At 49.4% G+C, this 14,300-nt stretch carries 9 protein-coding genes; 5 read left to right on the top strand and 4 right to left on the bottom strand.

Annotated elements, in window-relative coordinates:
• The first annotated feature begins 154 nt into the window (after window positions 1-154).
• Window positions 155-1,402, top strand: coding sequence for an MFS transporter (locus AC27N8_RS08935; protein ID WP_487066099.1), 1,248 nt, complete (start codon window positions 155-157; stop codon window positions 1,400-1,402).
• 109 nt (window positions 1,403-1,511) lie between these two features.
• Window positions 1,512-2,132, top strand: a complete 621-nt coding sequence (locus tag AC27N8_RS08930; RefSeq protein ID WP_487066097.1) for a Dps family protein — start codon at window positions 1,512-1,514, stop codon at window positions 2,130-2,132.
• Here AC27N8_RS08930 and AC27N8_RS08925 read toward each other — a convergent pair.
• Window positions 2,126-2,407, bottom strand: coding sequence for a hypothetical protein (locus tag AC27N8_RS08925; protein WP_487066095.1), 282 nt, complete (start codon window positions 2,405-2,407; stop codon window positions 2,126-2,128). The genes AC27N8_RS08930 and AC27N8_RS08925 overlap by 7 nt on opposite strands.
• Before the next feature lie 62 nt (window positions 2,408-2,469).
• On the opposite strand from AC27N8_RS08925, the gene AC27N8_RS08920 reads away from it, so the two are divergent.
• Window positions 2,470-2,610, top strand: coding sequence for a hypothetical protein (locus AC27N8_RS08920; protein ID WP_487066093.1), 141 nt, complete (start codon window positions 2,470-2,472; stop codon window positions 2,608-2,610).
• 7 nt (window positions 2,611-2,617) lie between these two features.
• Here AC27N8_RS08920 and AC27N8_RS08915 read toward each other — a convergent pair whose 3' ends face one another.
• Window positions 2,618-5,638, bottom strand: a complete 3,021-nt coding sequence (locus AC27N8_RS08915) for an NACHT domain-containing protein (RefSeq protein ID WP_487066091.1) — start codon at window positions 5,636-5,638, stop codon at window positions 2,618-2,620.
• 357 nt (window positions 5,639-5,995) lie between these two features.
• Here AC27N8_RS08915 and AC27N8_RS08910 point away from each other — a divergent pair, with 357 nt between their 5' ends.
• Window positions 5,996-9,364 carry a type 2 lanthipeptide synthetase LanM family protein gene (locus AC27N8_RS08910; RefSeq protein ID WP_487066089.1) on the top strand — a complete coding sequence of 1,123 codons (3,369 nt, stop codon included), beginning with the start codon at window positions 5,996-5,998 and terminating at the stop codon, window positions 9,362-9,364.
• 255 nt (window positions 9,365-9,619) lie between these two features.
• Window positions 9,620-9,850, top strand: coding sequence for a mersacidin/lichenicidin family type 2 lantibiotic (locus AC27N8_RS08905; protein WP_487066087.1), 231 nt, complete (start codon window positions 9,620-9,622; stop codon window positions 9,848-9,850).
• 578 nt (window positions 9,851-10,428) lie between these two features.
• On the opposite strand, the gene AC27N8_RS08900 is transcribed toward AC27N8_RS08905, so the two are convergent.
• Window positions 10,429-11,568 carry a carboxylate-amine ligase gene (locus AC27N8_RS08900; protein ID WP_487066085.1) on the bottom strand — a complete coding sequence of 380 codons (1,140 nt, stop codon included), beginning with the start codon at window positions 11,566-11,568 and terminating at the stop codon, window positions 10,429-10,431.
• 215 nt (window positions 11,569-11,783) lie between these two features.
• Window positions 11,784-14,075, bottom strand: coding sequence for a sensor histidine kinase (locus AC27N8_RS08895; RefSeq protein WP_487066083.1), 2,292 nt, complete (start codon window positions 14,073-14,075; stop codon window positions 11,784-11,786).
• Window positions 14,076-14,300: the final 225 nt, after the last annotated feature.

The raw sequence follows: 14,300 nt of genomic DNA, 5'->3' as shown, positions 1-14,300 counted from the left end.
TGTAGGAATTTTGAGTAGAAAAATGCACGCCAGATGTCGCGAATCGCTTGCGAATCTGGTGACCGCAAGCAAAAGAGAATCGTCTCTAGATATATGAAACGTCATAATCTTATATCCTCTCTATCCTGGAATCCAAAAGTAAAAACAGCAATTTATGAAAAACAATGCCTTGACCCAACTTCCTCCCTTTGTACGTGAGCGCTTTACCTGGCTCGCTTATGGTTTATTAGCGTGTTTTGCCTATCTACAAGCTTCACCTGGTCCTCTTATTCCTTTTTTACATTCTGAAATGCATCTCGATTATACGCTTGATAGCCTGCACCTGAGTGCGGTCGCTTTAGGTATGATCTTATCTGGTCTATTCGCTGACCGCATGTCCGCTCGTTTCGGACGTCGTATCCTTCTCTGGGGTGGCTCCTTTGGTATGCTTTTCGGCGGCCTGATTGTTGCTGTTAGCTATCAACCCGCGATGAGTATCGCTGGCATGTTCGTGATTGGTTTGATGGGCTCTGCCGTGCAGATTATGGCTATATCGACCCTCTCTGATCAACATGGACAGTACCGAGCCATTGCTATTACCGAAGCTAATATGATTGGCAGCATCGGTGCTGGTCTGGCTCCGATCTGTTTAGGATTGCTGGTAGTGCTGGGCGTTGGATGGCGTGGCATCTTGTTCCTGCCTCTTGCTTTTGTCTTGCTGCTGGTACTGTTCGGTTTTAAAAGTCGGGTTCCCGAGTCGCATCAAGAAGTGAGGCATATTGCATCGAGCCGCATGAAGTTGCCATCCGCCTTCTGGCTCTACTGGGTAGCATTGATCATGGGAGTTGCCGTCGAATGGAGCGTATCATTCTGGGGAGCTGGCTATTTGAATAGCGTTGTCGGCATCGAGCGCACCACTGCATCGACGTTGATGAGTCTATTCTTCCTGGCCGCCGTGATTGGACGTTTCATTTCGAGTCGTCTGGCACGCTATCTGACTGCGGAACAACTGTTGTTCCCGGTATTGGGCGTTGCCGTGGGAGGATTTATGCTCTTCTGGCTTGGCTCCGTGGCCTGGATTAATATCCTGGGACTGTTTGTTACCGGCCTGGGCATCTCTAACTTTTTTCCTTTGACTATGACCGCTACAACCAATCGCATACCGCGCTACTCTGATCTTGCCAGTGCACGAGCGGCATTTGGTAGCGGGCTGGCAATGTTTTTCTCTCCTCTGATCCTGGGCAGAGTCGCTGATCTGATCGATCTTCGGCACGCATTTAGCATCATTTTACTCTTATTCATTCTGGTAGGAGTCTTTGTCCTCCTGGGGAGCCGGGCAGTCAAGCGCTCCCAACACGCAACTCAGGCGAGCGAACTTGCAGTGCTTGAGCTTGACCCTATCTTGGGCGACGTTACATTGTGAAACATCTCGGCATACCAATACGTGTAGCTGACAGACATGTCTACCATGTCTGTCAGCGTTTTTCTGACGCTGTGTTGCAGGTTTAAATGTGAGGATGAGGAGTTGTATTATGACGACGAAATCACAGCCACGGGCTAATTCCAAGAACGGTAAGCCAGAGGCGGAGCCGATTCTTCAGCAGAGATCGTATTTACTTCAGCAGTATAGCCAGCAGCACTATGTGCCGTTGAGCTTGCCTGAAGAGTCGATAAAGCAGAGCGTTCAGATCCTGAATCAGCTTCTGGCTGACTCAATCACGATATATTATCTCTACAAGAAGCATCACTGGCAAATGGCTGGTCCGACCTTTTATCAGCTACACCTGTTGCTGGATAAACATGCTGAAGAGATAGAGGTGACGATCGACGTGATCGCAGAGCGTATTCAGTCGTTGGGTGGCGTTGCTCTGGCGATGCCTTTCGATGTGGCTGATCAGACCAGTATCAAGCGTCCTCCCATCGGCGAGGAAGATATTCCCGCAATGCTTTCGCGTACGGCCGAGGCGCATGCTTTGATTATCAAGGAACTGCGTGATGGCATTGAGGCTACCGATGAGAATAAGGATGCTGGCACTAACGATCTGCTCGTCTCCGATGTCCTGCGTGTCCACGAGCTACAGCTCTGGTTCCTGACACAACATCTTGTAGATACTCCAATCGTGAATACCAGCTCAAAAAATGGTGCTCACTGAGCCTCGCAACATGTCCCACTCGACGTATGATCAGGCAAGCCTACGTGGGTTCGCCGAGATGTTCCTGTCTCGTACGAGTCACAGGGACATCGCACGCGAGCGTGCGACGCTACTGCTCTGTCAAAGGTCATCGCGTCGATGCTGCATAGGAAACATGTCTCCAAATGTGCCCAGGGGCGATGGGGTGTGATGCCCACCGACGTAGCGGCGCGGCAATTCGCTTGATCGCGACGTACCGCCGTGCTGTCTGTGACTCGTACGACCACGCTCCCCATGGGGTTCCATTGCGTGATCTTCCCACCGTGGATCGTCTCGTCTGCGTTGCTTTCAGATGCACATGAGACGTATTCGTGCGGGAAGTGACAGCACGGCGGTACGTCGCGATCAAGCGAATTGCCGCGCCGCTACGTCGGCGAGCCTGAGCGCCTGGTTCAAGGGGCCATCCTCCTTTGCCACGCAACGTCCTTCTGTGTTTTGACAGAGCACTACGTTGGGGTTTTAGCGGCTGGTAAGCTATGTTGCTCCTGATGAGGATTTGGAACTAGCGCTGCAAAATAGTCCAGGAGCAGGCGATGGACGAAAATGTAGCCGCCTCCCACTTTGCGTAGCAAGATACGTTCGGTTGCGAAGTCCAGGAATTGTGAGTAGTTCCAGGGAATCGCGCCACTGCGCCAGAGGAGGATACGGAGCACTGTATGCTGGATACAGGCCCATCCTCCTATGAGCAATCCGACCAGTAAACCGCAGGATGGGCCAATAAAGAGCGCATTATGCAATCCTAAGCCCAATACTTCATCCAGCCCCTGATTGAGCATCTGATTTAATAGCCCGCTAGAATCTTTACTGATCCAGGAACTGAGCGCTAAGGTGAAGAACGAATATGATTTTGTGAAGAGGAAAAGCATCATGACCTGGATGCCCCAACTGATCCAGCCACAGAGTGCTCCGACGATCAGGCCGTTGCGAGCTGAGCGTCCGATGCCTTGATTCGGGGTGAGACGCCGATGGCTCTCGATCTTGTAACTGACTAATCCATGTAACAGCCCTAAAATAATACAATAGCTTAAACCGAAGCCCAGTCCCGTGCAGAGCCCGAAGCCCAGCCCTACGATGGCACGATAAATAAGTTCGGCATCATTCCCGAGTGCCAGCATACTGTTAAGTTCAATGCTCAAATTTTTAGCCAGGGTCACGCTTGGACCGAAGATTAATGCGTTGCTCAAGCCGACTCCCAGACTTACTAAGCCACCTACCAGAGCTCCTTGCTTGAGGTAGCGTGTCGTGATCAGTCCTCTGATGAGGCTCTGCGGCGACCAGGTGATGATTTCGGCTAGCTGGATAGTCTGGCTCCTTTGCGCAAAGAAAAGTAGCAGCAGGACGGCGATGAGGCCGAAACTGATACCTACGATTAAGCCGAAGCCGATACCGATGGTTGGACCGATGAGAAATCCAAAGCTCAATCCTGTACAGAGGCCGATCAGACCTCCAATCAGAGTACCCTGCTTGAGCAGAGTGTAGAGTGTATGTTTTTTGTAGTTGCCAGGTCCAGGGATGAGTAATAGACTGAGCAGAGAGCTTGTCAGGCCAAAGGACGTTCCAACGATGATGCCTTTTAATGGCAGATGCCAGGTATAGCCGCCTGGCATGAGGATCGTCAGCAATGCGACACCGATGCCGTTGCGGACGGGGCCGTTGGTGAGGAAACTTAGCAGCCAATTTTTCATTGTATGTGCGGATGGAGCCACGCGCTGTGCCGGTGGACCCGCGATGCGCCCGCTTAATAAGCCTCCTAGCAGAGCCCCCATCAGGCCATAAATGGTTCGAATGGTGACGGTAAGCGTTCCCAGAAAGAGCAGGCTGACGACCAGGCTGACCAGTGCACCAATACAGGTGCCAATTAACTGAATTGCCAGACGCTCATAGACACGTTTGTATTGCGGATCTTCTAACCAATCTGGCTGAATATGCTCGATGTAAAAAACACTTTGATTTTGTTGCTTCATCTGGCGGGCAAGATAGGCTAGCCATTGCACCGTCCGAGTCGGTGGATGTGTGGTTGAGGTACCTCGACGTGTCAGCATCCTTTGTACATAGGTCGCAAAGATCTGCTGTCGTTTGGCATCAAGCGAGTTATCTTTGAGGATGCCGTCGAGTGGCATGCCATGATATGCCAGCGTCAGGACACTGAGCATTAATGGCGTTGTCGCCAGCTCTTGGAGCGCGAGATCCTGCTGGAGGGCGAGGCGTAACGCTTCAAGGGGCTTCCCCACCGTCCTGAGATACTGTTCGATCTGCTGCGTATTTAATGGCTGGATCACGATCGCCAGTTGCAGACCCAGCTGGCTTGATAGCGCATGATATTCAGCACTTCGACTACAGACAACGGTTGGAACCAGTCCATGCTTGCGGCGAAAAAGATTAATTTCTTCAATGCAGGCACTCCGATGAACTGCTGTGACCTCATCTAAGCCATCGAGCAGAAGTAGAATACGTTCGTTATCGATCCAGGATTGTCCAATCTTGCGCGGCACCTGATACTTATCATGTAGCTCCTCAATGAGCCAATCTCGCATCGTTGTACGCTTGATCGTCCAGGATGAAAGATTGAACACGACCGGAATCAGCGCTGTTTCGTCCTGTTCGGCACGGTCGAGTAGCTTACGCGTGAGCTCAAGCAGGAGCGTCGTTTTCCCTGCTCCGGGTTCTCCCAAAATTAGCAATGCTCCATCAGCCTCGTCGTAGACCTGGATGATGGATGTTCTGGGTGGCAGCGTACGTTTGGCTTGAGCCGATTCTTGTAGTAGATGCCAGGGGTTAATCACTGCATCGGGTCGGGTCTGAAATCCCAACTCGATCAGCGTGGCATGATGCAACGAATGCTCCAGGACATCGGTGATCCAGAAGCGGCGCACTCGCTTGAGCAAATGCTGGCGGTTATTTTTTTCCTGAGGATATACACTGTGTTTCATATTCCTGGATACTATATTATCGATACTTGTCTGGGATGCATAGAGCGTGGCATACTCGGTCGGTTGCCCTGGTTCCTGCCCGTTCGTCGGTGTGTAGTTTGAAGCGGGCGGGGCGTTTGAACTTAGCTGCTGCTTTGAGTCCACACGTTGATATGGATAGAGTTCGGGTTGCGTCATCTCAAAAGAGTGCTGTGGTTTGTTGTTTGAGATGCCTGGTTGAGCGATAGTTTGATACGGGTCATATGCTTGCGGAGATGCAGTTTTGTTTCTTTCGTCTACGAGCGAAGGGATGAGTCCTATCGCCTGGGCATCCAGATGGAAAATCAGGCATAAGGCGTAGCAGTAACGAGCTCCAGGCACGCTGATGCCGTCTTCCCACTGCTGGATATGGTGAGAGACGACCTCACCCGGGGCGAAATCAGGTAAATGATTCATGTATTGAGCCACATTGGCATGTGTCCAACCACGCCTCTCGCGTTCTTGCCTCAGTCTCTGATTGGGGATTTTTTGTTCTCGTGGACAAATCTTTTCTTCCATCCCTTACTTCCCTCCTTCACTTTGTCCTTGAGGAGCACGTTTACACACTATTATGTTATAACATAGCATCAACAAAAAATATTCGTATCTGATGATGCAAAATTATTATAGCATGTGAAACTCAATAAAGCATCTGATCGCCTTGGATTCCCATGAAATAGTACCATCACCTCTGATTTTATAGCATATTACTCCTAATTTATTATGAAATGACATGAAAAGTCGTATGCTTCGTCTTAATCTTTAGCTTGTAATAATTCGATACGAATGTCGCACCGTAATTTCAGTGCGGAATTATAATTATAAATATAACAGGGTAGTTGTGAAGAAGGGGATTGGGTATCCCAGGAGGTTCGGATGATTGGTGAAGGGCTTAAAATGATCTGTCATACGTCCAGGAGGGAGATTTCGGCTTCCTGGTATCGGGCTCTGACGTTGACAGAGAGGATCGCTTTATGGAAGGCCGCTGGAAAACCAAAACTGGCCTCCGATCGCCTGGATATGGAACTGGCACGACAGAAACTATCCTGGTGGAAGGCGCAAACTCCATTTGAACAGGGTACGCTCTTTGCCAGGCGTCTGGCCATGGATGGTTTGACTGAAGATGAACTCCTCTACTTGCTGGCTGAACCTATTGAGGCTATGCAGGAACGTGTGGTCGGAGATCTGGTCTGGTTGGATAAATTGCTCCAGGCTTTCCGGATGACTGATAAAGATATCCCTACTTCGCTGCCTCCCTTACCACCTCTTCAAGGTCTGGAGGTCTTTGCTAATGCCATTCGGCCTCTTTTGCGCCACGCCTGGAAACGTCTGCATGTCGAGATGCGTATCTTGCTCCAGCGACGTAAGGAACCACCATTTGATCCCGAGACGGTCAGCGAGCAGCTTTTTTTGTTGCTGCCTGGAGAGCTTTTGCGCAAGGTGAGTAAGGTGCTGACACTGGAACTTAATGTGATGCGTGTGCAAGGACGCTTGCCTGGTGAGACTCCCGAAGAGCGCTTTGCATACTTTGTTGATTGGTGTAGTCAGCCCACTGCCATGTTAGCTATCCTGGAGAAATATCCCGTGCTGGCGCGCCAGCTGATCGCGTTGATGGATCAATGGCGGGAGGCTTCTTTGGAGTTGTTACAGCGTTTATGCATGGATTGGAAAGAGATCAGGGCATCACTTTCTCCTACTAAGGACCCCGGCCTCCTGGTTGAGATTCATGGGGGGGCAGGCGATGCGCATCGTGGCGGACGCAGTGTCTTCCTCCTGCGTTTTAGCTCGGGGCTCAAGATAGCTTATAAGCCCCGCTCGTTTGCCATCGATGTGCACTTTCAAGAGCTGCTGAGCTGGTTGAATCGTCGTAGTAAGTTGCCTCCCTTCCGTATCCTGCGTCTGGTCGATAAGGGCACGTATGGCTGGTCAGAATTTATCGACGTGCATGACTGCACCTCAACGGATCAAATTGAACGCTTTTATATTCGTCAGGGAGCCTATCTGGCGCTTCTGCATATGCTGTCAGCGACCGACATCCATGCGGAGAATCTGGTGGCAGCGGGAGAGCATCCCGTGCTGGTGGATCTGGAGGCGTTGTTTCATGCTCGCATTCGTCACAACGGTGATGGGGAACAGTTGGGTGATGCGATTGATGAGTTGCTACAATCTTCTGTGTTAGCTGTTGGTTTGTTGCCACGGCGGATCTGGTCAAGTGAGCAGATGGTTGGGGTTGATATGGGAGGTCTGAGTCAGATGCGTGGCCAGGTCTTTCCGCTGCCGTTGAACAAATGGACTCAGGTGGGTACCGATCAGATGCATGTTGTGCGCGACCATATGATCTTGCCAGGACAAAAGAATAACCCTAGAGTGAACGGCCTGGATGTAGAACTTTGTCAGTACCAGCATTGCATCATATTTGGCTTTGTAACGCAATATCAGATGCTCATAGAACATCGCGAAGAACTGCTTGTGGATGTCCTGCCCCGCTTTGCTCGTGACGAAATTCGCCTGATTCTACGTCCTACCATGGCCTACAGCCTCATGTTACAGGAAAGTTTTCATCCCGATGTCTTGCGCGACTCATTGGATGCCTATCGCTATCTGGATCATCTGTGGGCAGTCACGCGTCAGCAGCCCTATATGGTCGACGTGATCGAGTCTGAACGTGCCGATCTGCTTTCTGCCGATATCCCATTTTTTCTGACGCTGGTATCTAGCAGAGATCTCTACACGAGTAGAGCCGCCTGCATCCCGAACTTTCGGGTCCAGACCGGATTAGAGACCGTCACGCAACGCTTGCAAAGCCTCGATGAGCATGATCTTTTGCGTCAAGTATGGATCATTCAAGCTTCTCTCGTTACCATCGCTGGCGAAAAGTATCAGCATCGGCAGGCACACCTACCCACCCTTCAACTTCGAGCTCCTTCTTTTCGCGCAACTTCTGAACATCTCTTGACGGCAGCGCAGACAATCGGGCGTCGTCTGGATACTCTGGCGATTCGAGATAGCCGGCGTGTTCATTGGCTTGGTATGTCGTCGGGAGCCAATCAAGAATGGCAGATTAGCCCGGCAGGTAATGATCTGTATAATGGGCTCGCCGGCATTGCATTTTTTCTTGCCTATCTGGGAGAGGAAGAGGACCAGGAGCAGGCCACTGAACTTGCCCGCTCTATTGCCTTTTCGTTTTATCAGCAGCTGGAACAGCCAGACGCGCAACCGCTCTTTGGTACGGAGATCGGTGCTTTTGACGGCTGGGGCTCGTTACTCTACTTGTTTGCTCATCTGCAAGCGCTCTGGCATGAGCCCTGGCTGATCGAAGCAACTGAGCATGTCCTTGATATTATCATTCCCCTGATTGAGCGGGATACCGTCTTCGATATCGTACATGGCTCGGCTGGCTGCCTGGCAGCTCTGTTAAGCCTGTATGCGGTCATTCCTCGGCCAGCTATCCTCGCTGCCGCGTTGCACTGCGGGCAGCACATGATTCAAGGTCTGGATCTGGCGTCAAATGACCTCTCGGTGAGCGACTTGCATCAGAAAGGGCTGCTGACTGGATACGCTCATGGAGCGGCCGGAATGGCGTTGAGTCTGGCACAGTTAGCAGCAGTTAGCCAGCAAGAGCAGTTTCGCGTGGCAGCCTTCTCGCTACTCTCATTTGAACGCCAGTTGTTTTCGCCACAACATAAAAACTGGCCTGACTTACGCATTGTAAAGCCTTTGACAAAAGCCGCGCTGACGGCCAGTGCTCAACTGCCAGGCCTGGAGATCAAAGTTCAACATATGACCAATGCTCAACTATCAAATCCATCACGTTTTATGGTGGCCTGGTGCCACGGTGCTATGGGCCTTGGCTTGAGCCGCATCGAATTACTGAAGTATATGCCCGATGATCGCGTGGCGATCCAGCAGGAGATCGAGGCGGCACTTCAGACCACACTCAATGCTGGCTTTGGATACAATCATTCTTTGTGTCACGGTGATCTAGGTAATCTCGAGTTGCTTCTCTCTGCTACTGAACAACTGGATCTGGCTCATTATTTGGAGCCGCTGACTCGTCTCACTGCGGTACTGCTGGAAAGTGGTGAACGCAATGGCTGGGTGACGGGACTCCCTCTCGGTGTTGAAACTCCTGGGATCATGCTCGGTCTGGCAGGGATGGGATATGAATTTTTGCGTTTGGCTCAACCTCATCATATCCCTAATCTGCTGTTACTGGCTCCTCCCATGCACGTAGCGGCTATCTAGTATAGCTCAAGCGCAGGGAATCAGCACATTTTTGCTTATAGTCTCGATAATGCGGCTCTGCTCTGGCTGTATTTCACGCGTACATTTCAGTACTGCTGAAATTGCTGCCAGCGCTAATGGTGATCATGATAGTTCGTTTATCGAACCTGTTGTTTTGTAACATTGGTAATGGTGAGGATGAGGGTGAACGCCGTTTTTTCAAAGCGATTTCTCCCAGAACCATTTTTCCATGCTCTACTAAAGGAGGAGTTTCTTATGCCTATAGATATTGTACGCGCCTGGACCGATGAAACGTATCGACGTAGCCTATCATCGGATGCTCTGGCGCAATTGCCAGAGCATCCATCCGGTCAGATTGAGTTGCTGGATGCCGATCTCGCGGCCATTTGTGGGGGCAGTGGCGGACCGACCGCCAAATTTTCATTAGAATGTTCCGGCGACTGCTTGAAATCGTCATACTGCTTTACCTTTGGCCCTTGCTGCTGAGTACCGTGATTCCCCAATAAGATGTTCCTGTGAACTGTCTGACATGCTCAATCCTGGCACTCCAGATTTTCTCACCAGTGGTGTGAATGTCTGGATGTGCTCTGAGGGCCGTTTTGTATGGTAAGCAGGGACATCGTAATCAATTTGGGTGGAAGGCGGGAAGCAATCCGTCTTGAGAGATCTCCCGAATTACCTCCATGTTTTGTCTCAGGTTCACAGCGCCTGCACTCGTTTATCAAAGGCGCTGCTATCAAGCGGAGCAAATTCCCGAAGCAAGCAGAGCACCTCACAGGTGCGAACGTAAGCGATCACAACCTTTTCTCCAAAAATCTTATGCATGAATTGCACTTATATCTTGATATAACGCAAATGTGGTACAGGGTTTTTACGCCCTTGTGAGATCCCATAGCCTCAAAGACCCTCCATTGATCATATTACCAGGGAGGCGGTGGGAGCCGAAAATGTTACATAAGTGGTATGGGTAACTCACAGGGGTGTAAAACCCCTGCGCTACATTAAGGTTATTTAGATGAAAAAGATGTAAAAGAATCACCATCTACTTGGACTTATCTGATTCCTTAGCGCGGTTCTGCGCGAAGGAGCGTTTCACTCTCTATGGCGGTTTCAGCTACAATGAGATCTACGACATCTTCGTAGTGTCCAGTCTTGTGGAAAATCTTGCGTTGCCGCATAGCGCCGTTGCCGTGGCTGAGCGTGGTATGGACAAGCTCGGATATCTCATCCCAATCGTTGCTTGCTTCCAGCGCTGGACGTAGGAATTGCAGAAAGTTTTCGATGAATTTGGGTGCCGTCACAGTTGCTCTTGTGGTTGAGTCGATGAGATGGTTCTCAAAACCATAACGGGCGGCATGCCAGTGCGCGGCCCGCAAGAGTTCGTTTGGTGCTTGATTGTAAGGAAGATGGCTTTCGGCCTGTTCTGCACACGTCTGTGCAAGCGCACGTACGAGTCCTGCCAGCATGACGGTTTCATCGACGGTCATGCATACATCGGTGACACGAAATTCGATGGTAGGGTAACGATCTGAGAGTCGTATATCCCAATAAATATGGCTGGCGTCAGGAATAGTGCCAGCCTGGATTAACATCTGTAAAAGTTCATCGTATTCTTCACTTGAGGCGAAGTGGGGCGGTGGTCCAGCCATGGGCCAGCGCGACCAGATGATGGTACGATAACTGGCGTAACCTGTGTCATCGCCGAGCCAGAAGGGCGAGTTTGCGCTCAGCGCCAGGATCGGTGCCAGCCAGATGCGAGCACGGTTCATGATTTGAATCGCTTGCTCACGATCACGATAGCCAATGTGGATATGACATCCCAGAATAACTTGCTCGCGTGCGATCTGCTGATAATGTTGCTCTAGCTGTAAATAGCGTTCTTTTTTTGTGACTTGTTGATCATGCCAATGAGAGAATGGATGTGTCCCGCTGGCTGCAATCCAACTGTCGGCCCTGGCTGCGGCTGTAATAATCGTCCTGCGTGCAGATGTGACGGCGCTACGCGTCTCCGCTAATGTATGGCAGATAGGCGTGGCGGTTTCAATCTGGCTTCTTAAGAGTTCTACATCGACGTGTTCGCGTTGATCTGGTTCTATGCAAGAGAGAATACGATCACGATTGGGAGATAAGATGCGGGTGGCTGGATCAATGATTTGGAACTCTTCCTCAACACCGATAGTCCAGGGGGACATCTGAGACGGCATGCGTGTTTCCTCCTTAAATTAGGTCGGTAATCCTTTTGGGGGAGCTCAGCATTGGAACTACTGTGAAGCGAAATCAGTCTTTGAAGCCGCTCATTCGTTTTGCTCTTCTAGTTTGCCTTATCAGGTCCAGCAAAATGAGTGTTTTTGTCGCATATTTCTGCAATGAACATCCAAAAAATGGATGATGCTACAAACTCAGTCACCTTCTTACGACCTTAAGGCAAATAGGATGAATGAATTGGTAATGAAAACCAGAAGGAAGATCCTTCATTGTCCTTACATTGTACCCCAACTTGCCCCTGATGTCGCTGGATCAAAATCTGGCAAATATGTAAGCCCAGTCCGAGGTTGATCCCTGTGCCTTGCTGATCCTTTGCATTGTTCGTGCGATAATAGCTTTCCCAGATGCGTTTCTGATCATCTTCTGAAAGTCCTGGCCCTTTGTCATGCACCCATACACGCGCTACATCCTCCTCAATCGTCACTTCCACCGTTACAAGTACGCCAGGATCGGAGTATTTCAGGGCATTTGTCACGTAATTCGATATTACCTGTCCAATGCGGTCGCCATCGACCAGCACAGATACTGTGGCCTGAGCTGGCAATTTGAGGTAAATCTCATGATCGCCAGCTGTATAACGTAGATCTTCGACCGTCTCTGTGACAATCTGGATGAGATCCTGAGGCTGTAAGTTAAGTTCTAGCTTGTCAATGGCCAGTCTTGAGATATCGAGTAGATCGTTGATCAAACGATTTTGCACCCGAGTCTGTCGTAGTGATTGCTCCAACAATTTATCCAATTTATAAATCAGGAGCTCAGCTTCTGGCTCTAAATTTTCTGCTTTTTCTCGTGTGAAGCGCTGTAAGCGTCTCTGTGCAAGTTGGATGCTGCCATTGATGGCTGTTAAGGGAGTACGTAGCTCATGCCCTACAATACTCATAAATGTCTCTTTTTGCTTTTCTAGCTGTTTTTGGGCTGAGATATCAATCACAAGTGCTGTTACCATGTCGCTATTGGCCTGGATCAGAGCACCAGCGATCATAATGGGGACGCGTTTGCCCTCTTTATCGTAAAGTTCTTTTTCATAGGGCTTAAATATATGGTGACTTTGCAACTCTTGCAGCAGGTCACGGTCATGCTCTCTTTGTTCTGGCACGGTCTGTTGTATCCAATTGATCCTTCCTTTGCGCAGGTCTTCGCGTTTAAAACCGAGTAGTTTTAGGAATGCATCGTTGGCTTTGTGGATGTTTCCTTTCCGATCAATAATGATAACACCAATGATATTTGTTTCAAGGAGCCACGAAAATTTCGCTTCACTGGCCTCTAAGGCTTCTCTAACACTTTTATGTTCTGTGATGTCATGGCAATAGACAATCAAGCCCTCGGTAGCGGGGTAGAGGCGAAAGTCGTACCAATGCCCATCTCTTGAGGAGAGATTTTCAAATTGGAGCATTTGTTGTGTTTCGACCGCTTCATGAATCTTTTGCTCTAGCAGAGATCCCTGTAGATATGGGAACTCTTCCCACACGTTTTTTCCCAGGAGGCTTTTGTGGGATCGATGAACCAGTGCTTCGGCCTTCCTGCTGATGTACGTAATATGCCAGTGGTTATCCAGAAAGAAGAGGCTATCGTCGATCGTTTCTAGCACGACCTGGAGATGATGATTGGTATCCTTTAATGTTTTTTGCAGCTTTCTTTGATCGGTCATATCGGTGGCGACACCAATCACATAGCTCGATACACCCTGATCATTGTGGATGATACGCCCTATCACTCGAATCCAGCGTTCCTGGTGATCGGGCCGCATCAGGCGGCGATATTCAATACTATAATCGGAGCCAGTTTTTAATGCGTTTTTGACGATTTTATCTACACGTACACGATCTTTAGGATTTACAAGTTGTAGATATTGTGCATAGGTGCAGATATCATGAGATTCACGATTGCTTTTATCCAGAGACATCGATATCTGATCACTGGCTAGATCCCAGGACCAGAGACCAATTTCGCGAGCGATACTCATGAGGTAGAGTTGATCGTTTTGCTCTTGATTGATGTGTTTGGGCTCGGGGGAGAGCTGATTGGCGATGAGCATGCTGCTGTGCTGGGTGTCTGGATGTCTCCTGATGATTTGTTTGCTTTTGACAATAATGCTTGAACCATCCTTGCATGTCTGGCGCAACAGCCCTTCCCAGTGTTCACAGGTGATCAGAGAGCCAAGGCTCTCTTCAGCGCCGGCCGGTAGTTGAGATCGGAGCAGTTCATGATAATTTTGTCCCAATGTTTCTTGTTGTGTCCACTGATAGAGTTGCTCCGCGCTTTTATTCCAGAGCAAAATATGTTGTTCCTCATCGCATAAAATAATTGCATCATGAACTAACTCAATTAAATCTGTGTTAATCTGTGTTTTAAACTCTTGTAATATCGAAGCATGCTCAGATTGATAGCTGATGTGTTTTTTGCTCTCGGCTTTCATCTCATGCATTAGTGGATTGTCCGGCCTCAAATGTCACCTCCTGGATATGCTCGTTTGCAGCATGGATGGCAAATCTGGTGTCCTTACATTGCCTTTGTCACGTATGTATAAGTAAACAAGAAAATTGAAAGCTATTCCTATCTCAGAACAATCTAAATAATGCATATTTAATGTGAGATGAATTTTATCCCTGTTGAGATTTCTTCAAACTGGATCAATCGATGTTAACTATAATAAAGTTGTTCAATATTTATT

Source organism: Dictyobacter sp. Z7_2 (genome assembly GCF_057551105.1).
This window is presented reverse-complemented; position numbering and strand designations above follow the sequence as displayed.